The following is a 25,060-nucleotide window of genomic DNA, read 5'->3' on the forward strand; positions in this document are numbered from 1 at the left end:
TGGCACAAGGTGATTGCCTCAATAAAATATTTCTTTCCGTATTTGCCTTGAAGTAAATTTCTCTTTCCGTGACACATGGAATAAGCGTGATGGGTTGATCCCTGTGCGATTTTTCGAGTTGGTCGTGACATTGGGTTCTTCCTAAATGGTGTTTTACAGGTATACGAATGAGGATGGAGGATTTGAAAAAAAAGTTGTGGAATGGTGTGAAAATCGTAGGGGGGTCAGAGCCCATTTCCCATTTCTAAGGGCAGGGGGGGGTGGGGTCAGAGCCTTCCTTTCCAGAGTAAGTGTCTTCGGATGGTTTGATTGTATTAATGAAGCTCTGCCCCCCCCATTTTTTTAATCCTACGAGCATAAAAAAAGGCGGCATGTTTCCATGCCGCCTTTCGGTTTCATTCGGTTAGTAAGCGATATTAGTCGCAGAGCTCGAACATAGCAGCCGCGCCCATGCCGCCGCCGATACACATTGACTCGATGCCGTACTTGACGCCCTTCCGGACCATGTTGGCTACGAGGGTGGCGAAGATCTTGGAGCCGGTGCATCCCAGCGGGTGGCCCAGAGCGATGGCGCCTCCGCTGATGTTGATCCTGCAATCCGGTGAATCGGTCAGCCAGTACTTCTTGTCGGCGATGCCGAGCTGCTGAGCGCAGTAGATTGCCTGTGACGCGAAAGCCTCGTTGAGTTCGAAGATGAGGCTTTCTGTCTGGAGCTTCTTGATGTCCCATCCGACCTGTTTGCAGAGCTTAGGAATCGCGTATGCGGGACCAACGCCCATTTCGTCGGCTTTGCAGCCGGCCACGGTGTATCCAACCAGCTTGACGAGGGGCTTCATGCCGTATTTCTTCACGGCGTCTCCGCTCATGATAATCGATGCCGCTGCGCCGTCGGTGGTCTGGGAAGAGTTTCCGGCGGTGACGGAACCGGTGGAAGAGAAAGCCGGTTTCAGCTTCTTAAGGCCGTCTATCGTGGTCTCGGCGCGGACACCGTCGTCGAAATCCTGCGTGAAAGTTTCCCTCACGATGGTTCCGTCCGGCTTCTCGACGAACTTGTCGGCCGTGGTGGGAACTATCTCTGTGAAGTACTTGTTCTTCTGGGCTGCTGCAGCCTTCATGTTTGAATGATAGGCGAACTCGTCCTGCATTTCCCGGGTAATGCCGTACCGCTTGGCGACGTTCTCCGCGGTGATACCCATGGACATGTAGACATCAGCGTTTTCCTTCGCCCACTCGGCCATCGGCCGGGGGAGGTTGCCGCCCATGGGAACGATCGACATCGATTCGCAGCCGCCGGCCATGTTTACTTCCGACCAGCCGGCCATTACCTTCAGGGATGATATGGCTATCGACTCGAGGCCGGAAGAGCAGAAACGGTTTACCGTCGCGCCGGAAACTGAATCGGGGAACTTCGCGATTTGCAGGGCGACGCGGCCCAGGTTAAGCCCCTGTTCCGCCTCGGGGAAGGCGCATCCGAGCATAAAATCGTCGATGGCGCTCCTGTCGAGTTTGATCCTGTCAACCGCAGCGTTCATCGCCTGGACGATAAGTTTCTCGGGTCTCGTTTGAGCAAGGGCACCCTTGCCGCGGCGGCATCCGGGTGTTCTTACTGCACTGACTATATAAGCATCTCTCATATGTTTCCTCCTGTATTCGGTTTAATTGTTATATCATCAACGGCTTGCCGGTAGTCAGAATATGCTCAGCCATCTTCTGGGTTTCTTCGGTCTTCCACAGGTCGACGAAAGCTTCCCGCTCAAGCTTGGTGAGATAATCTTCTGATACGAGGTTGCCCTGATGGGCTTCGCCGCCGGACATACAGTAGGCGATCTTCTTGGCGATGAATTCCATGTGCTTCGGAATGTACCCGCCGTTCCTCATGTTGAGCATTTCCGCCCAGATCATACCCTGGGCTTCAAGGCCCATGACCGGGTATTTTTTCTTCGCGGGAGGCGCATAACCGTCGTCCAGGAGCTTCAGGCACTCTTTCTTCGCTTCGCCTAAGAGGTTGTCCTTGTTGAAGACGATGCGGTCGGTGGCGCGAAGGAAGCCGTTCTTGCGGGCTTCGGCCGCTGACATGCCGACTTTCGCCTGGGCTACCAGCATGAAGGCCGGGATGAAGTACGCCGCGTAGTCGGCGAGCTTCACGTTGCCCGGGATGGTGTCCATGACGCGCTGCCACAGGTGGATCATGCCGCATCCGCCCGGTACGAGGCCGGCGCCGATCTCAACGAGACCCATATAGAGTTCAGCGTGCGCGACGATCTTGTCGGCCGCGAGGCAGACTTCGCATCCGCCGCCAAGGGTCATGCCGTAGGGAGCTGCAACGACCGGAATGGGGGCGTATTTCATGCCCATGATCCCTTCATGAACAGTCTTGATGAACCCATCGATTTCGCTGAATTTCTTGGCTTTGGCGAGGCTGAGCATGAAGCCCAGGTCTCCTCCGGCGGAGAAGGCTCCCGGGAATCCCGGCGCCTGGTTTCCGAGTACGAGACCGCGGCCGTTTTCGACCGTGTATTCAGCGGCGACTTGCATGAAGTCGACCATGTTCTTGTTCACGGCGTTCATCTTGGAATGGAACTCGATGTTGAAGATGCCGTCGCCCAGGTCGATGAGGGAAGCGGAATCGTTCCCCTTGATGAACTTCTTGTTTGCGCGGAGGTTCACGAGGCTGATCGCCAGATCGCTGGTCGGGACTTCTTTGTACTTCATGGTCTTGAGGTCAAAGAACATCTTCTTGCCCTTCTCGATCTTGTAGAAGGTCTGCACCTTTTTGGTGAGCATTTGCTGGACTTTCTTCGGAATCTTCATCCCTTCTTTCTTCATCTTGTCAACGGATTTCTTGACGCCAATGGCATCCCACAATTCAAAGGGACCCAGTTCCCAGTTATATCCCCATTTCATCGCGTTGTCGATGTCGACGATGGTGTCGGATATCTCGGGAATTCTGTTGGCGGAATAGATGATCGTACCGGCTATGGATTTCCATGCGTACTGCGCGCCCTTGTCGGTGCCGTACACAACGGCAGCGACTTTTTCGGCCGCGGTCGATTTCTTCTTCGCTGCCTGGAGGCAGGGGAAGTCGACCTTGTCAAAGGTAACATATTCCATCGTATTGTAGTCGAGGACCTTGTTGACCTTCTTCCAGTCGGGGGTTATTTCTTTCTTGTAGAAACCGCCTTTGGTCTTGTTGCCGAGCCATTTGTTGGCGACCATCTTGGCGACGAAATCCGGCAGCTTGAGGCCTTCGCGGGACTCGTCTTTCGGGCAGAGCTCGTAGCAGTTGCCGGCAACGTGTGAGAACGTGTCGAGACCGACCATGTCAGCGGTCTTGAAGGAAGCTGTTTTCGGCCTTCCGATGGCGGGGCCTGACAGAGCGTCGACTTCGGGAACGGTCATCTTCATTTCCATCATTATTTGCATGGCGGAAACCATGGAATAAACGCCGATCCGGTTTCCGATGAAGTTCGGGGTATCCTTCGCCCAGACAATGCCTTTGCCCAGCCGTTTTTCAGCGAATTCAGCCATGAACTTGAGCAAGTCTTTTTTAGTTTCTTTGCCGGGAATAATTTCGAACAGATGCATGTAGCGCACCGGGTTGAAGAAGTGTGTTCCGAAGAAATTCTCTTTGAAAGCTTTGCTCCGGCCCTGGGATATTTTGTTCAGGGGAAGACCGGAAGTGTTCGTCGTGATGATGGTGCCTTTCTTCATGATCTTTTCAATCTTGGCGAAGAGTTCCTGCTTGATCTTCAGGTTCTCAACGACAACTTCAACGATCCAGTCGCAGTCGGCGAGTTTTTTGAAATCATCTTCCAGGTTTCCAAGGGAAACAAGTTTGGAGTCTTTTTCCTTGTCCATGAAAAGACCCGGTTTTGCTTTCATTACTGCCTCAAATCCGGCATTGACAATCCTGTTCCTCGCTTTCGGATCTTTCTTCTCTTCGTCTTTTAGATCGAATGGAACGATATCCAGTAGCAGAGTAGGAATGCCCGCGCTGGCACAGAGAGCGGCTATACCTCCACCCATTATGCCAGAGCCTATAACGGCTACTTTTTGGATCCTTCTAACCATAGAGACCTCCTGTTTAAGTCTGATATTTTTGAATATATTTTTTTGGGAGAAAAGCTATCGTGAGACTATTGCTTATATAACAATGATTAAGTTTTTCTCCATTTCCAGTCCACGATAAACTAAATAAAATCATGATTCTTATAGGTCAATCATTAATTTCTTGTACAAAATGTCAATTGATATAAGCACCGGCGCGTTGGATGCTCATAAAAAAGTTGTATTTTCATATTGTAAAAAAATTTCTTGGAGGATATTGTTGATGCGCTTGATTTCGCCGGTATTGGCGTGCGACGGTGAGCGTTGATCCGAAAGAGCGACCTGCGGGCCAGTGATAGGCCTGCGGGCCAGTGATGAGCGGCTCTGACCCTTGTCCCGGGCTGTCTATCAGGTTCAGCCTCGGATAGGCGTTATTTCGGGCCTTCAATGGCCGAATTTTTGAATTAACCTCACTATTTTAAGTTGACAACATGACAGTTAATTCAAAAATGGATAAGAAAAAATCGGCGCCGTACCCAAGTGGCAAGGGAGAGGTCTGCAAAACCTTTATGCAGCGGTTCGAATCCGCTCGGCGCCTCATATCCCGCCCAGGTGGTGGAATTGGTAGACACAAGGGACTTAAAATCCCTTGACCATTTTGGTCGTGAGGGTTCAAGTCCCTCCCTGGGCAATGGCGCCATTGCCTTCAGATCAGATCGGAAACCTCATTTTCAAGTAATAATCAATGTTTTTCATCAGGGTAGTGAGACGGGGCCGCAGAATATCAATCCCTTCCTGTATATCCGAAAAATAGTGAAAGAGTCCTGTATCCTCCGGTGATATCAACCCGTCTTTTACAAGGCGGTCAAAATTGATGATATCGCTCCAGAATTCCCTGTCATAGAGGAGTATGGGAATGTTCATCTTCTCCAGTTTGCGTGTCTGCACCATGGTCAGGGTCTCGAAGAGCTCGTCCATGGTTCCGTATCCGCCCGGAAATATGACAATTGCCTTGGCATGATAAAGAAACCAGAGTTTTCTCATGAAAAAATAGTGGAATTTAAATATTAGTTCTGGAGTGATATATTTGTTGGGAGCCTGCTCATAGGGCAGGTCGATGTTCAGTCCGATGCTTTCCATTCCGGCCCGCGTGGCTCCCAGGTTGGCGGCCTCCATAATGCCGGGCCCGCCGCCGGTGCAGATATAAAAGAGATGACCCGTTTCTTTTTCGATCTCCTTGCTCAGGTTGGCCAGGGCAAAGGCGAAATCCGCGGCCATGTTGTAATACCGCGCCTCCTTCTCGTCACCTCCGCCGTCGGGCCGGGTGCGGGCCGAACCGAAAAAAACCACCGTATGCCCTATGTCTCTTTCCCTTAAGCGCTTTTCCGGGTCGATATACTCGCTCAGGATGCGAATGACCCGTGCCTCCCGTGAATGCATGAAATCGGGGTCGTCGAAGGCTGTAACCGGTTTTTTATCTTTCATTTATATCTGCGTTTACGTTTCATGTTGAAGATGGTGCCGTCGGTATGCTCTGAAACGGATTGGGACAGTATTGTTTCCTTGTCGATAAGGTCGATAGTGATGGCGTCCATGAAGTTGAGTATGACTTTCAGGCCCGCCCCAACGCCGCGGAGAGGGATTTCCTCGCCGTTCAACCGCACCTTGATCTTGCTTTTTTCCGATTCGGTGGCGTAGCTGATTATCTGGTTCATGTACGACGTTGAACCGGACTGGGGCGTCGAGTGAAGGATATTGAAGATGTCAAGGCCCTTGCCATGGTCGATGATGGTGGCGTCGAAGATGTCCCGCGATATGGTGTACCGGACGGTGATATCACGGCGGTCGTCATCGGCCTCGACCTTGCGCCGGAAGTCCTGGTTGGTTTTCATGGTTTCCTGGATGGCGTTGGTGATCGCTTCATCCATGGAGAGCACAATCTCGTCGATTTCATCCTGGTTGTACCGGGTCTTGCGCAGGTCGCCGATAAGCCGCTCAATGACCTCGGGGACCACTGAGGTGTTGGCGGAATAACTGTTGAGGAAATCTATGTCGGGATTGTAATTGCTCATGCCATGAAAATTACATAATAATACGGGACATAAACATATGTTGAAATTTTATAAAAAAAAATCAATTATTAATTTATCGCTCCATAGGATAATACGTAATTTTCTGGAATAAAGCAAATCATTTTTCACACAAGGCAGGGTTATGTCCACAAGGCGGGGTTATGTGATACTGCCTTCCGACATAATATGCATTAAAAACCGTCAGCGTAACAAATATGTCTTGTTAGAGTGCATTGTTTTTTAGTTGCCATGGGACCCTGCTGCGATCATATGTCATCGTTGACCGTCATTTTTTCATATCTGTACAAAAGGACCGGTGTATCCGATGAAAAATATTTTATTCGTGCCTGTCATAATTGCCGTTATAACCGCCGGTTGTGTCCAGAAACGATATACCGATGAAGCAACGGCCCTGACCGGCGCCATGAAGCTTGATTGGAAGATCGGCCAGATGATCATGGCCGCCATCCCCGGCAACGCCATGAACCGCGAAGTGGACATGATATTGAAAGAATACCGTCCGGGCGGTGTGATTTTATTCGGATACAATCTTTCCACTTCTGAAAAAAACAGGAAATTTATCGATGATATGCAGGACGCGTCCTTCCGGTACGCCGGAATCCCCCTTTTCGTGTCCATCGACCAGGAGGGGGGACGGGTGGTGCGTCTCGTCGACGGCGTTACGCTCTTCCCCGGCAACATGGCCGCCGGTGTAAGCGGCGACCGGGACCTGGCGTACCGGTGGGGCAGGGCCCTGGGCCTGCAGCTGCGACAGGCCGGCGTCAACATGAACCTGGCCCCGGCCATTGACGTCAACAACAACCCCCGCAATCCGGTCATCAATACGCGCTCTTTCGGGAGCGATCCGAAGCTGGTGTCAGAGCTGGGAGCGGCCTATCTCCTCGGCCTTCAGGAGTCCCGCTGCATCGCCGTGGGAAAGCACTTTCCCGGCCACGGCGACACCAACAAGGATTCCCATCTCACCCTGCCGGTGATTCCCTACGATATGAAGCGGCTGGAAAAGGTGGAGCTTGTACCCTTCAGGAAGGCCATCGCCGCCGGCGTTGACGGTATCATGACGGCCCACATCGCCTATCCGGCTATCCTGGGAGGCTCTGACCCCGCCACGGTCTCGAAAAAATTCCTGACCGACATCCTCCGCGACGATCTCCGCTTCAAGGGCCTGGTCATTACCGATGACATGGAGATGCACGCCATCGCGCGCAGGCAGGACATTGGAGAGGCGGCGGTGCGCTCCATCCTGGCCGGTACGGATATCATCCTCTTCAGCTCCTGGGAGCGGAGCATCCCCGCGATCGTGAACGCCATCAGGAAGGCGGTGCGGGACAAGAGGATAACCGAAGCCAGGATCGACCGGTCGGTGAACCGGATCCTGGAGACGAAGATCCGATACGGGATCATGTCAGTGGATAACAACCGGGCGCGGCCGGGCCGTTTCGCCCTCGACGACGGCGACCGACGGGCCCTAGCCGATGCGGGCCGGGTGAACAGGGAGCTGTCGCGCCGGGGGATTTTCTTTTTCGGGGACAGAGCCCTGCTGAAGCCGGCCCCGGGCACGACCCGCGTGTTCATGACTGGCAGCCGCGTCCTCCGCGAGGAGCTGTCGCGTAACAGGGACAATGTCATCATCGGCGGTCTCGGTGAGCTGGTCCGGTACAGGCCGGCGGCCGGGAAAAAGACGGTGTTCTATCTCCACCTTTCCGGCTCTGACCCCGGCCCGGCGCGGGACGCCGCCGCGCTGTGCGATAATCTGGGGATGGCCTTCGTGGCGGTATCGAGCGGCAATCCCTTCCCCCTGACGGTGAGCGGCGCTGCCCGGTCCGGGCTCCTGTCGTTTTCCGACACGCCCGAATCGGTGCGCCAGCTGGGAAAATGCCTCAACGGTGAATTCGCTCCGGCCACGGGCGGGACCCTTCTTCTTGGAATTGACAGGGGTAAATGACCGGCGGCATCTATATCCACGTACCCTTCTGCAGAAGGAAATGCGACTACTGCGCCTTTTATTCCGTGCCGGCCCCATGCGCGCTGCCGGGCTTCCTCGTTCCCGAACGTTATATCCGCGTCCTGACCGATGAAATACGGGAGCGCCTTCTCGCCGCGGGCTTCGCCAGTGCGGACACGGTCTATTTCGGCGGCGGCACGCCATCCCTGATGTCGGCCGATCAGGTAAGCGCTGTACTCGGCGTTGTGCGGCAATGCGCGGAGCTGGATGACGGCGCGGAGATAACCCTGGAGATGAACCCGGGCGATGTGTCCGCTGCGGCGCTGGAGGGCTACAGGGACGCCGGCGTGAACAGGATCGTCCTGGGCGTGCAGACCCTGAATGGGCGCCTCCACGGTGTTATTGGAAGATCGGCGGCCTTCTGCACAACCGGTGACCTGGATGTTTTCTTCGGAGTGCCCGGCATAGTCCATTGCGCCGATATCATAACCGGCATCCCGACGCAGAGCGCCGATGAGCTGGCCCGCGACATCGACCTGGTCGCCCAATACCGGCCGTCCCACATCTCCGCCTACAGCCTTTCCGTGGAAAAGAACACGCCCCTCGCCGGAAGGATGTCCCTGGACGCGGCCGCCGAATCGGAGCAGGCCGCGCTCTTCGAAGCGGCCATGGAGCGGCTGAAAGGGCACGGGTATGAGCACTATGAGATATCCAACTACGCCCTGCCGGGGTTCCGGTCGCGGCACAACCTGAAGTACTGGCGCTTCGATCCCTACATCGGCTTCGGTCCCGGGGCCCATTCCTTCGTCCGGGGCGAGCGGTACATCAACGCCATGACCGTTGAGGATTATATGGCCTCCGGGCGCGTCGTCCTAGACCATGATGAGCGGCGCCCCGGCTCAGCGGCAGCTGAATACATCATGACGGGGCTCCGCCTCCTTGACGGCATCTCCCTCGATGAGTTGGAGGAGCGCCTCGGCCTTCGCCTTCCTGGACCGGTCATGGTGAGGATGCGAAAAGCGGAAGCCGACGGACTGGCGGTGTTGTCGGATACAGGGGAAGGGCGACTGATACGGCTCACGACACGGGGCATCATGATCGCCGACCGGGTCATCTACGGCATCGTGGAGCCGCTGTTGTAATTACATAATTCCATTATAGCCGAAAGATCGATCTCGCAGAGTCGCCGAGACGCTGAGGTGCGCAGAGGAAAGGGTTCGCGTACTCTGATAATTAGTTAACAAAACCTCAGAGTCTCCGTGCCTCCGCGAGAGCATAGTTGCATAGCTTCCTGAGGGATTAGTCCGCGTCGCGGATGATGAAGTACTTCTTGTAATTATCGTGCATGCGGCGGTAGTACTCCTCCGCCTTGTTGTCGCCCACGGCGAGATAGTAATAGGCGAGGAGCTGGCTTGCCCGTATGACGAAGGTGTTGAGGTCCCTTCCTTTAAGCCCCTTGGTGATCTCGAAGTCGCCGATCTTCATGAGCTGCACGGCGATGTTCAGGTGCTGGATGTACCTGACGACGTCGCTCTTGAGCTCCTTGTTGTTGCTCAGCACCATCTGGGAGATCTTCTCGCGGTCCAGGGAGCCGGACAGAAGAAAATATTTCTTTATTGAAAGCATCGACGTGCTCAGGAGGGCCTTGTTGTAGCCGATCTTCAGCCTGTTCCGGAGCATCTCGTAGGCGTTGAGCCTCTGGTTGTCCGATTCCGGCAAGATGCGGTGCTTGGCCCTGAAGAGCTGGAAGGCCACTGTCTCGATCTCCTTGCAGTCCGGATCCGAGTTGATGACGGCCGCGAGCTTGTTGTAGTTGTTCGGGTTCCGCTCCAGTATCTTGATGAAGACCTCCACACCCTTCATCGCCTCCGCGTAGACCTGCGGAGTATTGGCTGTGAAATCCTTCATGGTGAGGCACTTGAGGCCTTCGATGATGAGGGATGACTGGGCGGTTATTACCAGCGCGTCCATGTCGGGCTGGAAATCCTCGGAGGAGCGCCGCTTGTGCGAAGGGGCGGCGGCGCGCTGATGCTCAATATCCTCGTCCTGTATGCCGAAGCGCTCTTCCGGCTCCGGTGGCGCCGGTTTTTTTCCAGCCGGTTTCTGCGGCGCCGGCTCGTCGAACGTGAAAAGCTCGTCGGCTTCCTTGTTTTTTTTATTATCTTCCGGGTTCTCGTCGAACAATGAATCAAATTCGTCTGTAGCCATGATACCCTGTCTCCATCCCTGACGTGTGTGGCCTTCATCCGCGCGGGAGCGGCCTCCTGTCCGCTCCGGTTGAAGTGCCTGCCAAGCCCTTTATTTCAATACACGGCAGGAGCATTTTGTCAAGCCTGTTTTGCCGTTCCTCTATCTCGGAACTGAAGGCCGCCGGTGTCAATAATTAACTTGATTTATTAGGGCCTCTATGCGATATTTTTCACAATGTTTTTGTATCGAGAATCAGGAGCCGGAGCAGTCCCATGAAAACCGCCAAGACCGTGTTCATCATACTTGTCATTGCCGTCACTGCAGTTATATCCTTCAGCTTTCACCTGAAACAGCAGCTCGGCAAGTCCGTGGACGATCCGGACGGGACGGTGACGATCAAGGGAATCGTTGATAGAGTATCAATTCGCCGGGACAAGCTAGGCGTTCCCTATATCGAGGCAAAGAACGAGGAGGACCTCTTCTTCGGCGCCGGCTACGCCGCCGCCTCTGACCGCCTCTGGCAGATGACGACGATGAAGATGATCATGCAGGGACGGCTCTCCGAGATCATCGGGGAGGAGGGGATGAAGATAGATCTTTTCATGAGGACCCTCGGCGTGGCCCCCGTCGTCGACGAGGCCGTGAAGAAGATGGATCCCCAGTGCCTGGCGGCTCTCGATAATTTCGCCAGGGGGGTCAACGCCTACACGGCGTCGCACCCCCATCAGCAGGCGGAGTTCTACCTCGCCCGCTACCGGCCGGAGCCGTGGAGGCCGGCCGATTGCCTCTATGTCTTCGCCATGCTGAGCCTCAACCTTTCCTTCAACTTCATCGAGGAGCTTGATTTCCTGAACCTCGCGAGCCGTGTCGGCTACGAGCGCGCGGCCTGGCTCGTTCCGATCTATCCCGACGAGGACCTGCCCTTCGAGGAGGCGAAAAAGCTGGAAGCCATAGGCCACCGCGACCTGAACCGCCTCGCGGCGGGCTGGGACGGCGTCAGGGACGAACTGCGGCGCCACATCTCCCTGGGCCTGCCGGCGTCCAACAACTGGGCAGTGGCCGGGTCCCGGACGAAGAGCGGCCGGCCCATCGTGTGCAACGACACCCACCTGGCGCTGCTGATGCCCAACTCGTGGATGATGGTCCACCTGAAGTGCCCCACCTACGAGGCGGCCGGCGTGACCGTGGCGGGCATACCCATCGTGGCCCTGGGCTACAACGGCGCCGTTGCCTGGGGCGCCACCATGGTGATGGCCGACAACCAGGACATATTCGTGGAGAAATTGAGGACCGAGGGAAATGAGCGGCTCTATCTTTATAAGGGCCAGTGGCTTCCGCTCCAGACACGCAGTGAGGAATTCAAGATACGGGGCCGTAGGCCTGTGGTAAAAAAGATATCGGCGACGCAGCACGGACCTCTCCTGAACGAGGCGCTGGCATCGTTACCCTTTCCTCCCATGATGCCGGTGCAGCCCATGCCGGTCAGGACCGGCTACGGCCTGGCCCTTTCCTGGGCCATCGGCGACGGCGCCAGGACCTTCAAGGGGATCATGGATATGGGAAGGGTGAAGGACGCCAAGGCGGCGCAGCAGGCCCTGCTGAACGTCGAGAGCGTCTACCTGAACATCGTCTACGGCGACCGCGACGGCATCGGTTGGCAGGTGACGGGAAATTACCCCGTAAGGAAAAAGGGGACCGGTCAGCTCCCGTCTCCCGGCTGGGACGGCGATTATGACTGGAACGGATTCGTGCCGATGGACAAGAATCCACATGTAGAGAACCCTCAGGCAGGATTTATCGCCACCGCGAACCACCGCACCGTGGACAAGAAATACCAGTATCACCTCACCTCGAGCTGGTTCTATCCTGAGCGGGCCGAGCGGATCAACCATGTGCTGGAACAGACGAAGAAGGCCACGGCCGGTGACATGATGAAGCTCCAGTTTGATCGCTATTCCCTCATGGCGAAGAAGATCCAGGACCTTCTCTTCCGGGGGGATTCGGCCGTCAAGGTCCGCAAGGCCATCGCCGCCATGGGAGAGGAAAAGGCCGGGAACGCCAGGGAGGCCCTGGAGTTCCTGAAGCCGGAGCGCTTCAACGCGATCATGGAAGAGAGCTCCCCGTCGGCGGCGGTGCTGGGCGCTTTCATGCACAGCGCGGCGAGGGAGATATTCCTCGACGACCTCGGCCCGGAAACCGGGATCGCCTGGGAATCCTTCCTGGCCATGTCCCTCATCCGGTACCCGGCCCTCCAGGACCACCTCCTGGGGAGGGAGGATTCACCCTTCTGGGACAACCTGAAGACGCCGCGTAAGAGGGAGACCAAGTGGGATATCATCGCCGGTGCTTTAAGCCAGGCCGTGGTCCTGTGCGAGGACAGGATGGGGAGCGCCCGGAGAAACTGGGAATGGGGGAAACTCCACGTCTACCACTGGGAGCATGAAATCACCAGGAGCATCCCCGTTCTCCATGGCTTCTTCAACCGCGGGCCCTATCCGGCGGGCGGGGACGGGCATACGGTCAACGTGGCCATGCCCAAGTGGGGCAGCGACTTCAAGGTGATCGAGATCCCGGCCATGCGCCTCGTGGTGGATTTCGGCCGCTCCGAACCTGCCTTCCTGGTGCACACGCCGGGGCAATCGGGCAATCCCTCCAGCGATCATTACGGCGACATGCTGCCCTACTGGCTGAACGGGAAAAATCATCCGCTCCCCTTCGGGAGAAAGGCGGTGAAGGAGCAGTACGAGGATGTGCTGGTGCTGAAGCCGGGCAAATCCCGTTAGGAGGGGGCTCTGACCCCCGGTATTTTATCCTCACCCCTCGGTCCCCGGTAGGTCTTTTTCGGAATTCTCTACAAGCCACCCGGAGGGGGGAGTGGAGAGATCGCCCTGACTGGGGATGCTCTGACCCTGGCATTTTGGGAGAATGAGGTTTTACGCTTTATCCACCCGGTTGAAAGGAGGTTAGCCCCATGAAAAACAATCCAATGATCAAAACAAAGCGTTTCGTCATGGCCGGATCGCTGGCGGCCTGCCTTGCCGCAATGATTGGCGTTGGCGCGGCGCAGTACTTTGACATGGAGTATTTTCCCATAACCGCAGTGAAAGCTACGGCATCGTCCACCCTGGTCGAAAAGGGGAGGGCCGGAACTTTTTATTCCCCGGAAAAGGCCCTGGACAATGTTACTGCCACGGCATGGTGCGCGGCCTCGGGCAGGTCCGGAGGGGAGTACATCGAGGCCTTCTTTGAGCCCAGGGCCTTTTCGGGCCTGGCTCTGCTCAACGGCTGCGGCGGGTCGAAAAAATTGTACTTTGAAAACAACAGGGTTAAGGAGTATGCTCTGACCCTTTTTCTGAAGAACGGCGATAAGATCCTTAAAAAGGGGACATTATCTGCGAAGTCGTGCACCGACGAGCATCCGGCGGTTCCAAACAGGAGCGGCCACTGCTACCTGGAGTACAATGTGGGCGGCGAGCATATCGATTTCGGCAAACCCCTCTGCCTCCGAGGCTTCAGGCTCGGCATCGTCTCCGTTTACCGGGGAAGCAAATTCAACGATACCTGCATAGCCGAGATAAAGCGCCTGTCCTACCGTGACAGCGCTGAAGCGGACTTTGACAGCGAAGATATAAGGAAGAAGGCCGCTGTAGAGGCTGGAGCCTGCGATTAATAGGATAGAGAGCATCAAGGTACTGCTGCAACAGTTGCTCTGACCCCCAACCAAAGCCAGATGGACATCGTCTAATTACATTATTTTTCCTCCTTTTAAAAAATATACAGTTAATGTATTATGTTTAAATAAATTATTGACATATATTTAATTTCTGATTAATTTCTAGTTATCCACTTGGTTGCAGTAAAATTTGAAAAAAAGAAAAATACAAAGCACGTTCAATATGCTTCTCACCTTGCTCAGAGTTACTCGACAAGCGACGGAGGGAGATACATTCGCCTGTTGATTTATCCGAATGACATATCGAGGCGAGCAGTTAGAAACAGACTGTTAGTTTTAATAAATATTTCGTGGGGGGATATTTATGAAAACCAAATACCATGCCATAGCTTTCATAATAGCAGTGATTATCTCAGGAGTATCTGGTTGTGATACCAACAAGTCATCTCATGATAAAAATAGCAAGAACCTCGATAGTATAACGCTACTGACCTTGATATCACCATCCGTCCCTGTGCTGAACTACCTGGTCATCAGTGCAACCAATAACACTTCCATCACCCTGTCACAGCCGACCCTGGCAAGATCCGTCAGTACGGCGCCGACTATTATTGCTTATATTGGTTTTGAGGGCATTATTTCCATTTCGGGAACTACGGTGTCAGGCTATGAGGAGGGGCCGGTGGATGTGTCATCGGGAGCATACACCTTTAACAGCCTAACATCATCGACCACGTACCGTATCATCGTGGTTGCCCAGAACAGCGCCGGATATTCGGTAGGGTCGATCCTACAGAGTACGACTGGTTTATAACTATATTGAATAGTTCCGGCGGGGATCGTTATGCGGTTGGATTCATAGGTTGAACAACAATTAGGAATGGTCCTCGAGTAAATCCATTATCATTCCCTTAATGCCATCGATTGTTATCTTATTTATAATCCTTCCCGGCACCTCCGAAAACAGCTCCACCCGTTCCTCCTTCGTGGGGTGCTTGAAGCTCATGAACACGGCATGAAGGCAGATGGCCCCGCCGGGAACACGCTCCTCCGACCCATAGGTCTCGTCCCCCACGATGGGCATTCCCTCCAGGGAGAGTTGCGCCCTGATCTGGTGCTTCCTCCCGGTAAGGAGGTGCACCAGGAGGAGGGCGTGGCGCTCGTTGGACGCCAGGGCCCGGTATCGCAGTTTTGCGGTTTTAACGTTCCTGCTGCCGCTGTCGGCTTTCTCGGAGAAACCCCTTTTCCCGACCAGGTCGTCTTCACACTCTACCCATTCATCTTCTTGTAAAGGCTTGCTCTTCTCCACCAGGGCGGCATACATCTTGACCACGGTGCGGCCGGCGAATTCTTTGCTGAGCCGCTCCGCCGCTTTGGAAGTGCGGGCGAAGACCATGATGCCGGACACAGGCTTATCCAGGCGGTGCACCAGTCCGAGAAAGACCTTGCCAGGCTTATTGTATTTTTCCTTTATATAGTCCCTGGCCATGTCAAGGAGGGAAGGGGCCCCGCTGGAGTCGCCCTGGGAGAGGACCCCGGCTTCCTTTTCAACGGCTATGAGGTGGTTGTCTTCGTATAATATATTTAATTCCATGGTCTAAATCGAATATCCCCTGACCCCGGAAGGGCCGCAAGAGATGCTATCTTCTTATTTAAGAATTGATAACATAGAGTGGAAGATTCCTTGTAATGCAACATAAAAAATTATTGTAATCAAGAGTTTTTTATTTCAGGTTAATTTGCAATATGTATCGCAGGAAGAGGCGAGGGATTTATCCTTGACTTTCATGAATGAGGATATATACTGGAAGCCAGCTATAGCATGAGCTTGCCGAAATCATTTGTATAAGGAATATCTATGCATTTCAAGACCTTTCTCCTGTTGCTCGGCGTCTTCATCCTGTCTCTGCCTGTCCCATCCACGGGCCAGTCGCAATCTCTCAAGATCATCCTCGATTACCGTTTCGACGGCGGTTATTTCTCGAAGCACCCGGAGCGAAAAATCCCCCTTGCCTATGCGGCGGGACTGTGGGAGAAGGTGCTGAAAACCCCGCGGACCGTCCCGGCCGGAACCACGGTGACAATGCGTTCAGACTGCATATCGACAAAGACCACGAGGGTGACCTTCGACAGGACGATGGATGGATTTGTCGTCTTCGTCTATGCCCACGATTACAGGCTGGAGGTCGATGAAAACGGTAAGCCGACGCCGTCAACATCAAAGGCAGCCGGATACAATTTCGGCAAAGACCTGGCGGTGGGATACATGACCGTAAACACCAATCCCTCCCAGCCATGGTATTTCGACGCCACGCCGGAAACAGCAGACGACGTGCCGGTAAACGGCAATTATGATATGATCACCACCGCGGCCCACGAATTCGGCCATATACTGGGATTCGTACATGGCCGGATGGCGCCCTTCATTAAAAACTTCGGAGCGAGGGACGAGCGGTTCTGCGGCCCGGCGGCAATGAAAGCCAATGGCGGTAAGCCAGTGCCGCTGCAGTATAGGGGCGACCATATCCGGGGCGACTGGTGGAACGAGAAGTACCTGCCGGCACCGCCCATTGACCGACACTCCATGCATACCGGCGACCCGGTGCAGGGGTACCGGTCCCTCATGACCGTGATCGATGTGGCCATCATGGAAGACATCGGGTGGAAGGTAGACTACAGCGCGATCCCACCTGATCCGTATCTCATCAAAGACGACAGCCGGAAAGCCGACGTCGAGAGGCATTTCGGCATTTCAAAAAAAACCGTAAACCCCATCGGGCTCTGGATGTTTGAAAGCAGGGAGAGCGCGGGCAGCCCCATCATCGGCTATCCCCTGCGCTACTCGCCCCCGGCCGGAAAGTCGGGCGGCATCACGGGCCTGTTTATGAAAAAGGAGATCCAGGTGCCGGTGGGCGGGTGGCTCTACTGCGTGCCCGGGCTGAAAGCGAGCGGAAAAAACGGGAAGGAGAGCAACCGCTATACCCTGGTATTCGACGTACGGCTGCCGAAGGAAAACACTTTCTACTGCCTGTACAACACCAGCCCCTACAGCAATAACGACGGCGAGTGTTTCATTAATCCGGACGGCTTTCTCGGCAGCGGCAATAACGGATACGGCAGTGTGAAAATCGAGGCAAAGCGGTGGTACCGCCTCGGCATCGTGGTCGATGCGGACAAAAAAAGCAGGCGCTATTATATAGATGGCGCATTCAGCCATGAGGTGAAAGACGTGGACATGGACGGACGCTATTCGATCTACAATGCAAAGGCCGCGGCCCCCATCCTCTGCTTCTTCGGCGACGAAAACGGGGAGGACGGGGCCATCGATGCCAGGAGTATCGCCCTGTATGGCATTCCCCTGGATGACCTGCAGATGCGGAAACTGGGGAACAGCGGGAACTTCGTCTTCGGCCTATAGTGGGGGGTCAGAGCCCCCTGGGGGGAGCAAATTGAAGCAGGGGGTCAGAGCCCCTCCGGGGAGCACCTCAATCGGGCTGGAGTCAGAGCATTTTCAAGCAGGACCGGGGGTCAGAGCACCCAGCGATAGGTTGGGGGTCAGAGCCCCCTCCGCGGGCCCGACCGGCGTTTTATAGATAATGGCAAAAAAATCATAAAAATTTTATTGACGCATTTTGACATTCCACGTATTTTACATTACATTATTCGCAATAACTACATCAAGGAGATTTTAATGAAAAAATTTCATATCTTCTCAGCGGTGATGGCCCTGGCCATGGCATTCGCGGTTTCCAATATTATGGCTAACCCCGCCATACAGAAGCAGCACGCGGGAAAGAAAAAAGACGGCAAAAACGTCAATTGCGGTTATTGCCACACCGCCAACAAGATTGAAAAGAAAAAGGGACAGAACGTCAAGGCCCTTGAGAAGAAGCCGGCCTGTCTCGGTCCAGGCTGCCACAAGTAAAAAAAAGCTTGTAATTGGAAGGGGTCGAACCATAGTTGCCATAGATTCCGCGCGAGCGTGGTGGAACTGGCAGACACGCTAGACTTAGGATCTAGTGCCGAAAGGCGTGGGGGTTCGATTCCCTTCGCTCGCATTATACGCGGGAATAACTCAGTGGTAGAGTGCAACCTTGCCAAGGTTGAGGTCGCGGGTTCAAATCCCGTTTCCCGCTCAGTATAAAGGCCCCGGAAAACCTGGGGCCTTTGCTTTGCCTGCCTTTTTAAAAACCGACCCTTGCCCGATAATCTTACTTGACAAAGCGGTACATTCTTAGCGGAGTAACTAAAAATACAGAATTTCAATGTTTGGGTTGGATTGGGGCGAATCAGTTATCGCAGATGGCACCCGTTGTCACACGAGTATAGAGGTGCTTGAAATGTCGATTCATGCGATTGAGGCATCCCTTCCGGCTGGACGATATTATTTCATAAGAATTAGCCGTGACTGTGCCAGGTTTCATGAATTTATGGGAACACCCATAGCGCCGCATCGAGGAGCGCCGCTTTTATCATCTGCGAGCTGTATTCATCTATAAATATCCTTCGATAACCGTCTTCCCTTAAAGGAATCGTTAGCGTCACCTCCCCTCTATTCAAACATTGTCAGCGTTGATACATTGCGCGTTTCATGCGCGTGGAGAAAAGGGGTCCGCACTATGGCTAATCTTGATTTCAGTGATAAAACCATTCTTGTTGTCGACGATGATTCAATCATCGCCCTGGCCATGGCCGAAAATATAACGCGGGAAGGCTACGGCGTAATCCAGGCCCATAGCGGAGAGGAGGCCCTGCGGGCCGTGAAATTGCGGCCGGACGGCGTCGACCTGATTCTCATGGATATCGAGCTTGGGGACGGCATGGACGGCACGGAGGCGGCGCGGGAGATCCTGAAAACACATGATATACCCATTGTCTTTCTTTCTTCTTATACCGACAGGGAGACCGTTGAAAGGACCAAGAAAATCACCTCCTACGGCTATGTCGTAAAAAACACCGGCATCGTCGTCCTCATCGCCTCGATTGAAATGGCCTTCAAGCTTCACGAGGCCAACAGGCTCCTGCGCATATCAAGCGATAACTTCTCCATGGTGTTTCATGCAAGCCCCAATGCCATGACAATAAGCCGCGCCGTTGACGGAATGATGCTCCAGGTCAATGACGCATACACCGAGCTTACAGGGTACACCCGTGATGAGTCCGTCGGCCGCAGCGCGCTGACCGACCTTCATTTCTGGACGGATCCGGGAGACAGGGTTCGCATATCGGCGGAATTGGAAACGAAAGGGCGCGTTGATGGCCGGGAATGTTATTTCAAGATGAAAAAGGGCTCTCCCAGGCTGGTTCAGCTATCGATAAGCATGACGATCTATAATAACGAAAAGTGCTTTGTTATTATCGCGCGGGATCTTACCGAGCGTAAACTGTCGGAGAATTTACTGCGCGAGAGCGAGGAGCGCTTTTCAAAGGCCTTCCGCTCCAGCCCGGCCGCCATGGCCATTACGGATATCGATACGGGCCTCTTTATCGATGTAAATGAGAAATGGATCAGGATTATCGGACACTCCCGTGAAGAGATGATTGGCCGTACATCCAGGGAACTGGGGATCTTTCCCGACTGGGCGGAGCGGGAAAGAATCGTCGCCATGCTGCGTAACAAGGAATATCTCAGGGAAGTGCCTCTCAGGAGCGTCACGAAATCAGGCGAGATGCTGGACGTCCTCTGGTCGATGGAAGTCATAGATTTAAGGGGGCGCAAGGTCCTGCTCTCCATGATATATGACATCACCAAGCGCAAGAAGGCGGAGCAGCTGCTCCGCGAGAGCGAGGAGCGCTTTTTGAAGGCCTTCCGCTCCAGTCCGGCGTCGATGATGATTTCCGATATCAAGACAGGTTGTTTCATAGACGTGAATGATCAATGGGTTAAATTGACCGGATATACCCGTGAGGAAATGATCGGGTACACCACCAAGGATCTGAAGCTCTTCACCGACTGGGGAGATCGGGAAAAGGTTGTGGACGATTTGCGCCGCCATGGGTCTGTCAGGGAGGCGGCCATTCAGGCTGTAACTAAATCGGGTGATATTCGTGATCTGCTCTGGTCCGTGGAAATAATCAAGGTGGCTGGTAACGATTACATGCTTTCCCTGGTCTATGACATCACCGAGCGCAAGCGGATCGAATCGGCGCTCCGTGATTCACTTGAAGAAAAGACAGTCCTGCTCCAGGAAGTGCATCATCGGGTCAAGAACAACATGCAGCTGATCACCAGCCTGCTGGGCCTCCAGGCAAACGGTGTTAAGGATGCCGAAGCATCCGCCGTGCTTGCCGACAGTATGCAGCGGATTTATTCCATGGCGCAGATCCATGAAAGGATGTACCGGTCCGGCAACATGGCATCGATCGATTTTTTTGAATACCTGCGCGGATTGGCGAATGAAATTGTCAGATCTTATATAAAAGAACCGGATAGCATCAATATCGCCATGGACGTAGGGGATGTCCGATTATCGCTCAATAAGGCTGTTCCCTGCGGGCTCCTTGTCAATGAAATACTCACCAATGCGGTCAAGCATGGCTGCAAGGGCCCTGAACCGTGTAATATTGAATTATCTTTCCTTACCATGGAGAATCATTACCGCTTGACAGTTAAGGATAACGGTCCTGGTATTCCGGATAGTGCTCTTGTGGACAATAAAAAGACCCTGGGCATGATGTTGATACAGGCCCTTGGTAAACAGCTCAATGCCTCGATAACTATCGAGAGAAATATCGGGACCTGTTACCATATAACCATCCCTGCGTAAGATGGCCATGGAGCCATTCCCTGCGTCTGCCCTTGCACTGACCCCGGGCAATATCAGCGAGAAGGGGGTCAGAGCCCTTGAACTGAAACGGGCGATTTTATCATTCATTATTATGTCGCGACAAACAATGATTTATGTCTTAATTCATTCACAAAAAAATAATGTACAATAGAGTTGTTGCAAATCTGAATCTTTTAATCAGGGTTAAGGGGCGAAGCCCCTTAAAAGCCCCCAGCAGGGGCTCTCCTGCGAGCGCGAGACACAGTTTCGCAACAAGTCTAATAATTAATCATTGATGGTTTAACCACCGATCAGGAAGAGAAATTTCTTGACGAAAGGCGGCTCTGATCGTCCTATGAACTCCGGAATGAAAAGCTCCGGGTTTGCGGATTCCATCGGATGCGCCCGGAATCGGCTTCATTGCCGGGCAGTATATGCGGGAATAACTCAGTGGTAGAGTGCAACCTTGCCAAGGTTGAGGTCGCGGGTTCAAATCCCGTTTCCCGCTCAGTGAAAGAGCCTTTGGAGGACCAGGGGCTTTTTTTATGCCTCATAATTAACATTTCCGGCATTGTGTAAAAAAATGTTTGACCTAATAGTCGGTGACTAAATATTTGATACCATCCGCCGTCGGGTGCGGCCTGTGACCGGATAACAAGGAACTACTATTATATATACGACAAGAGGAACCTCATGCTGAACATCACGGAGAAAAAGCTTGAAAACGCCACCATGGAGCTGCAGATCAGCGTTCCCGTGGAAAAGGTGGAGTTGGAATACAAGGCCGTTTTTGACAAATTCAAGAACTATGTGAAGATAGACGGCTTCCGGAAGGGGAAAGCGCCCCTGAACATGGTGGAGGCGCGGTTCCGTAAAGAGGCCGACCAGGAGGTGGCGGAAAATCTCCTGAAATCGATGTTCCTCGAAGCTGTGCAGGAGAAGCAATACACTCCCATCGCCTATCCGCGGTACGAATTTGAAAAGATCGCGCGGGAAGAGCCCTTTTCCTTCAAAGCCGTTTTCGAGGTTCCTCCCACGATGGAGCTCGGCAAGTACAAGGGACTGTCCGCCGATGAGCAGGTCTGCGAGATCGTCGATTCCGACGTCGAGGCCGAGATAACCGCAATGCGTGAGCGCATGGCGAAGATAGATAAAAAGGAAGAGGGCGCCCAGGTCCAGAACGGCGACCTCGTGAAAATAAAGGTGAAGCGCGTCGACGACGTTGATCCCTCCGAGCGTGAGGGCGTCGATTTCAAGGAATACCAGATCGTGGTCGGCAGGAGCACGGACGATTCCGCCCTGGACAAGCACATTGCCGGGATGAAGGCCGACGAGGAGAAAGAGGTAGAGGTCAAGTACCCGAAAGACTACTATATGACCGAGCTGGCCGGGCAGAAGGTGAAATACATCGTCAAGGTTGCCGAGATCGACTCCATGGAGCTGCCGGCCCTGGATGACGAATTCGCCAAGAAAATGGGCCACGAGACCGTCGATCAATTCAGGGCGAAGACCAGGGAATACCTCGAGAAATACCTTACCGAAAAAACGAAGGGAGACGCCAAGGCCCAGATCCTCAAGCAGATCGTCGAGGACTCCAAATATGACATCCCCGGCTCGATGGTGGAGAGCGAGATGAGCCGCCTTTTCAGAAGGACCTGCGAAAGCGTCGGGTACTATTCTGAAAACATGGACGAGTTCGCCTCCCTGATGGGGATCGAGGCGGAAGCCTTCAGGAACAGGCTCCATGACGAGGCCACGCAGACGATAAAAACGACCCTCGCCCTTTCCGAGATCGCCAAGATGGAGGAGATGAAGGTCGACGAGAACCGCTATAAAGAGGTGGTGGAGAACATCGCCAAGCGCAACAACAAGACCGTGGAGGAGATCGAGAAGATCATCACTGAAAACGAATCGCGGGAAAACATAGAGACCGAGCTTCTCCTGGACAGCGCCATGGAATTCATCTACGACAACGCCAAGGTGAAGAAGCTGAAAGCCATAACCTTCGAGGAATTCACGCGGGCCCACTCCAGGAGATAGGTTTTTCTCCCCGGGTAAGGCCGCGCGCCAACCTTGTTGTTCCGTCTAAGTGTGTCCCTGAGAGAAGACAGAGGGAGAACCCTTAAAATGTTTGAAGGGAAGTCCCTCAACGCGGCTGTTCCGGTCATTGATTATCATCCAAACAGACTCCAGGGACGGTATTTTAAAGAAGAGAAGGGGATTAATTGCTTGATATATGTCTCATTTTAGTATATCTTTATTAATTGATTGTATGAAGTTATAAAAATGGGTACGTGGAATCCGATCGTTCTGCCGAAACTATTAATAATTAATTAAATCAAAAATTGTAACGATTTAGTGGATTCTAAATCATTAATTGTATATATTCTGATAAGCCATTGCGGGGAAGCAAAAGTAAATCCGCGATGAGAAAAAAAAGAGGTGATTAAGGATATGAGTCTGGTTCCTTTTGTAATAGAACAAACGAGCCGCGGCGAACGCTCCTACGATATATACTCCCGTCTGCTGAAAGACAGGATCATTTTTCTCGGCGAAGGCATCGATGATCACATTTCGAGCCTTGTCATAGCACAGATGCTCTTCCTCGAAGCGGAAGATCCCGACAAGGACATATACCTGTATATCAATTCGCCCGGCGGCATAGTGACCTCCGGTCTGGCGATATACGATACCATGCAGTACATCAAGCCGGACGTGGCCACCATCTGCATCGGCCAGGCCGCCTCCATGGGCTCCCTCCTGCTGGCCGCGGGCGCCAAGGGCAAGCGCTCGGCGCTTCCCAACTCCAGGATCATGATACACCAGCCGGCAGGCGGCTTCCAGGGCCAGGCGTCGGACATCGAGATCCAGGCCAAGGAGATTATCAAGGTGAAGAAGAAGCTGAACGAGATATATTCCAGGCACACCGGGCAGGCCGTCGAAAAGGTCGAGAAAGATGTCGACCGCGATTACTTCATGTCTCCCCAGGAAGCCATGGAATACGGTCTCATCGACAAAGTTATTGAAAGAAGCAAGTAAATAGAAAGGAGAGCCTATGTCTTCCAAAAAGAAAGAAGAATCATCTCGGCTCAATTGTTCCTTTTGCGGCAAGAGCCAGGACATCGTGAAGAAGCTGGTAGCCGGGCCGGATGTGTATATCTGCGACGAGTGCATCGAGCTGTGCAACGAGATCGTCGCCGAGGACCGCTCCAAGGCCTTCGAGGAGGATTTTCACAATCTTCCGAAGCCGAAGGAGATCAAGGAGATCCTCGACAAGTATGTCATTGACCAGGACGAGGCGAAAAAAATCCTTTCCGTGGCCGTGTACAACCATTACAAGCGGATCTATTCCAACAAGAATTTGAAGAAGAACGACGTCGAGCTGGACAAGAGCAACATCCTCCTGGCCGGTCCCACCGGCTCCGGGAAGACCCTCCTGGCCCAGACCCTGGCCCGCATCCTCCAGGTGCCCTTCGCCATCGCGGACGCCACCTCCCTCACGGAGGCGGGCTACGTCGGCGAGGACGTCGAGAACATACTCCTCAGGCTGATCCAGAACGCCGACGGCGACGTGAAGAAGGCCGAGATCGGCATCGTCTACATCGACGAGATCGACAAGATATCGAAGAAGTCCGACAATCCCTCCATCACCCGCGACGTGTCCGGGGAAGGGGTGCAGCAGGCGCTCCTGAAGATCATCGAGGGCACCGTTGCCAACGTGCCGCCCCAGGGCGGGCGCAAGCACCCGCACCAGGAGTTCATATCGATCAATACGACCAATATCCTCTTCATATGCGGCGGCGCCTTCGTGGGCCTCGACAAGATGGTGGAGCGGAGGATCGGGAACAAGCTCCTCGGCTTCGGAGCGGACATCAAGTCGCGGAAGGAGGAGGCCGGCGAGAACCAGCTGCGGCACCTGATACCGGAGGACCTCATCAAGTACGGCCTCATCCCGGAATTCGTCGGCAGGCTCCCGGTCATCGCGGTCCTGGACGAGCTTTCCCGGAGCGCCCTGATCAGGATACTGACGGAGCCGATGAACGCCTTTACCAAGCAATACAAGAAGATTTTCTCCTTCGAGGACGTGGACCTCGAGTTCTCCGAAGGGGCCATAGAAGAGATCGCGATCCGGTCCATGGCGCGGGAATCCGGCGCCCGTGGCCTCAGGGCGGTCCTCGAGAAGCTGATGCTCGATCTGATGTTCGACATTCCGTCCATGAACAACATAGCCAAGATCGTCATCACGCGGGAAATGGTCGCCGGAACCAAGGGACCGGATTTAAACTACCGCGAGGAGGAAAAAACCGCCTGAAAAATGGGTGATGCTGTTGCAGCGAGCTTGTTGTTT

At 53.9% G+C, this 25,060-nt stretch carries 17 protein-coding genes and 5 tRNA genes; 16 read left to right on the forward strand and 6 right to left on the reverse strand.

What is annotated here, in order from left to right; translation table 11 throughout:
- Positions 1-416: 416 nt before the first annotated feature.
- Both KA369_22540 and KA369_22545 read right to left on the reverse strand, forming a co-directional pair.
- A complete protein-coding gene (locus KA369_22540; GenBank protein MBP7738771.1) occupies positions 417-1,634 on the reverse strand; it encodes a thiolase family protein in 1,218 nt (405 codons plus the stop codon).
- Between the two features lie 28 nt (positions 1,635-1,662).
- Complete coding sequence (locus KA369_22545) at positions 1,663-4,071, reverse strand: enoyl-CoA hydratase/isomerase family protein (protein ID MBP7738772.1); 2,409 nt, start codon at positions 4,069-4,071, stop codon at positions 1,663-1,665.
- Positions 4,072-4,573: 502 nt separating this feature from the next.
- Here KA369_22545 and KA369_22550 point away from each other — a divergent pair.
- Positions 4,574-4,645, forward strand: a tRNA-Cys gene (locus tag KA369_22550).
- Positions 4,646-4,653: 8 nt separating this feature from the next.
- Positions 4,654-4,738 (forward strand) — tRNA-Leu (locus KA369_22555).
- A 20-nt stretch (positions 4,739-4,758) separates the two neighbouring features.
- Here the strand turns inward: KA369_22555 and KA369_22560 are convergent.
- Together KA369_22560 and KA369_22565 are read right to left on the reverse strand one after the other, a co-directional pair.
- The gene (locus KA369_22560; GenBank protein ID MBP7738773.1) at positions 4,759-5,532 is read right to left on the reverse strand and encodes an LOG family protein; all 774 of its coding nucleotides are present in this window, start codon (positions 5,530-5,532) and stop codon (positions 4,759-4,761) included.
- A complete protein-coding gene (locus tag KA369_22565) occupies positions 5,529-6,119 on the reverse strand; it encodes an ATP-binding protein (GenBank protein ID MBP7738774.1) in 591 nt (196 codons plus the stop codon). The genes KA369_22560 and KA369_22565 overlap by 4 nt, the downstream gene beginning before the upstream one ends.
- Before the next feature lie 325 nt (positions 6,120-6,444).
- Here KA369_22565 and KA369_22570 point away from each other — a divergent pair, with 325 nt between their 5' ends.
- Together KA369_22570 and hemW are read left to right on the forward strand one after the other, a co-directional pair.
- Positions 6,445-8,082, forward strand: a complete 1,638-nt coding sequence (locus KA369_22570; GenBank protein ID MBP7738775.1) for a glycoside hydrolase family 3 protein — start codon at positions 6,445-6,447, stop codon at positions 8,080-8,082.
- Positions 8,079-9,224 (forward strand): radical SAM family heme chaperone HemW, encoded by a 1,146-nt coding sequence (gene hemW, locus KA369_22575; GenBank protein ID MBP7738776.1) that lies wholly within the window; start codon positions 8,079-8,081, stop codon positions 9,222-9,224. Before KA369_22570 ends, hemW begins: the two co-directional genes overlap by 4 nt.
- A 157-nt stretch (positions 9,225-9,381) precedes the next feature.
- Here the strand turns inward: hemW and KA369_22580 are convergent, their stop codons facing one another.
- On the reverse strand, positions 9,382-10,290 hold the full coding sequence (locus KA369_22580) for a hypothetical protein (protein MBP7738777.1): 909 nt from the start codon (positions 10,288-10,290) through the stop codon (positions 9,382-9,384).
- Between the two features lie 254 nt (positions 10,291-10,544).
- Here KA369_22580 and KA369_22585 point away from each other — a divergent pair, with 254 nt between their 5' ends.
- The 3 genes from KA369_22585 (at position 10,545) to KA369_22595 (ending at position 14,759) form a co-directional block, all read left to right on the forward strand.
- Entirely contained in the window at positions 10,545-13,055 is a 2,511-nt protein-coding gene (locus KA369_22585) for a penicillin acylase family protein (protein ID MBP7738778.1), read from the forward strand.
- Between the two features lie 188 nt (positions 13,056-13,243).
- Positions 13,244-13,942 carry a hypothetical protein gene (locus KA369_22590; GenBank protein ID MBP7738779.1) on the forward strand — a complete coding sequence of 233 codons (699 nt, stop codon included), beginning with the start codon at positions 13,244-13,246 and terminating at the stop codon, positions 13,940-13,942.
- A 367-nt stretch (positions 13,943-14,309) separates the two neighbouring features.
- The gene (locus KA369_22595; protein MBP7738780.1) at positions 14,310-14,759 is read left to right on the forward strand and encodes a hypothetical protein; all 450 of its coding nucleotides are present in this window, start codon (positions 14,310-14,312) and stop codon (positions 14,757-14,759) included.
- Positions 14,760-14,819: 60 nt separating this feature from the next.
- On the opposite strand, the gene KA369_22600 is transcribed toward KA369_22595, so the two are convergent.
- A complete protein-coding gene (locus tag KA369_22600) occupies positions 14,820-15,539 on the reverse strand; it encodes an RluA family pseudouridine synthase (GenBank protein ID MBP7738781.1) in 720 nt (239 codons plus the stop codon).
- Between the two features lie 264 nt (positions 15,540-15,803).
- Between KA369_22600 and KA369_22605 the strand changes: the two genes are divergently transcribed.
- The 9 genes from KA369_22605 to clpX all read left to right on the forward strand — a co-directional run bounded on the left by KA369_22605 (position 15,804) and on the right by clpX (position 25,024).
- The gene (locus tag KA369_22605; GenBank protein ID MBP7738782.1) at positions 15,804-17,363 is read left to right on the forward strand and encodes a hypothetical protein; all 1,560 of its coding nucleotides are present in this window, start codon (positions 15,804-15,806) and stop codon (positions 17,361-17,363) included.
- A gap of 273 nt (positions 17,364-17,636) precedes the next feature.
- Positions 17,637-17,870 carry a hypothetical protein gene (locus KA369_22610; protein MBP7738783.1) on the forward strand — a complete coding sequence of 78 codons (234 nt, stop codon included), beginning with the start codon at positions 17,637-17,639 and terminating at the stop codon, positions 17,868-17,870.
- Positions 17,871-17,921: 51 nt separating this feature from the next.
- A tRNA-Leu gene (locus KA369_22615) sits at positions 17,922-18,003 on the forward strand.
- Positions 18,004-18,009: 6 nt separating this feature from the next.
- Positions 18,010-18,081, forward strand: a tRNA-Gly gene (locus tag KA369_22620).
- 483 nt (positions 18,082-18,564) lie between these two features.
- The gene (locus KA369_22625; GenBank protein ID MBP7738784.1) at positions 18,565-20,712 is read left to right on the forward strand and encodes a PAS domain S-box protein; all 2,148 of its coding nucleotides are present in this window, start codon (positions 18,565-18,567) and stop codon (positions 20,710-20,712) included.
- A gap of 436 nt (positions 20,713-21,148) precedes the next feature.
- A tRNA-Gly gene (locus tag KA369_22630) sits at positions 21,149-21,220 on the forward strand.
- A 185-nt stretch (positions 21,221-21,405) separates the two neighbouring features.
- Positions 21,406-22,752: a trigger factor gene (tig, locus tag KA369_22635; protein MBP7738785.1), complete on the forward strand. Its 1,347-nt coding sequence runs from the start codon at positions 21,406-21,408 to the stop codon at positions 22,750-22,752.
- Positions 22,753-23,166: 414 nt separating this feature from the next.
- Positions 23,167-23,751, forward strand: a complete 585-nt coding sequence (clpP, locus tag KA369_22640; protein MBP7738786.1) for an ATP-dependent Clp endopeptidase proteolytic subunit ClpP — start codon at positions 23,167-23,169, stop codon at positions 23,749-23,751.
- A gap of 16 nt (positions 23,752-23,767) precedes the next feature.
- Positions 23,768-25,024 carry an ATP-dependent Clp protease ATP-binding subunit ClpX gene (gene clpX / locus KA369_22645; protein MBP7738787.1) on the forward strand — a complete coding sequence of 419 codons (1,257 nt, stop codon included), beginning with the start codon at positions 23,768-23,770 and terminating at the stop codon, positions 25,022-25,024.
- Positions 25,025-25,060: the final 36 nt, after the last annotated feature.

It is taken from the genome of Spirochaetota bacterium, assembly GCA_017999915.1.
Taxonomy (GTDB): domain Bacteria; phylum Spirochaetota; class UBA4802; order UBA4802; family UBA5550; genus RBG-16-49-21.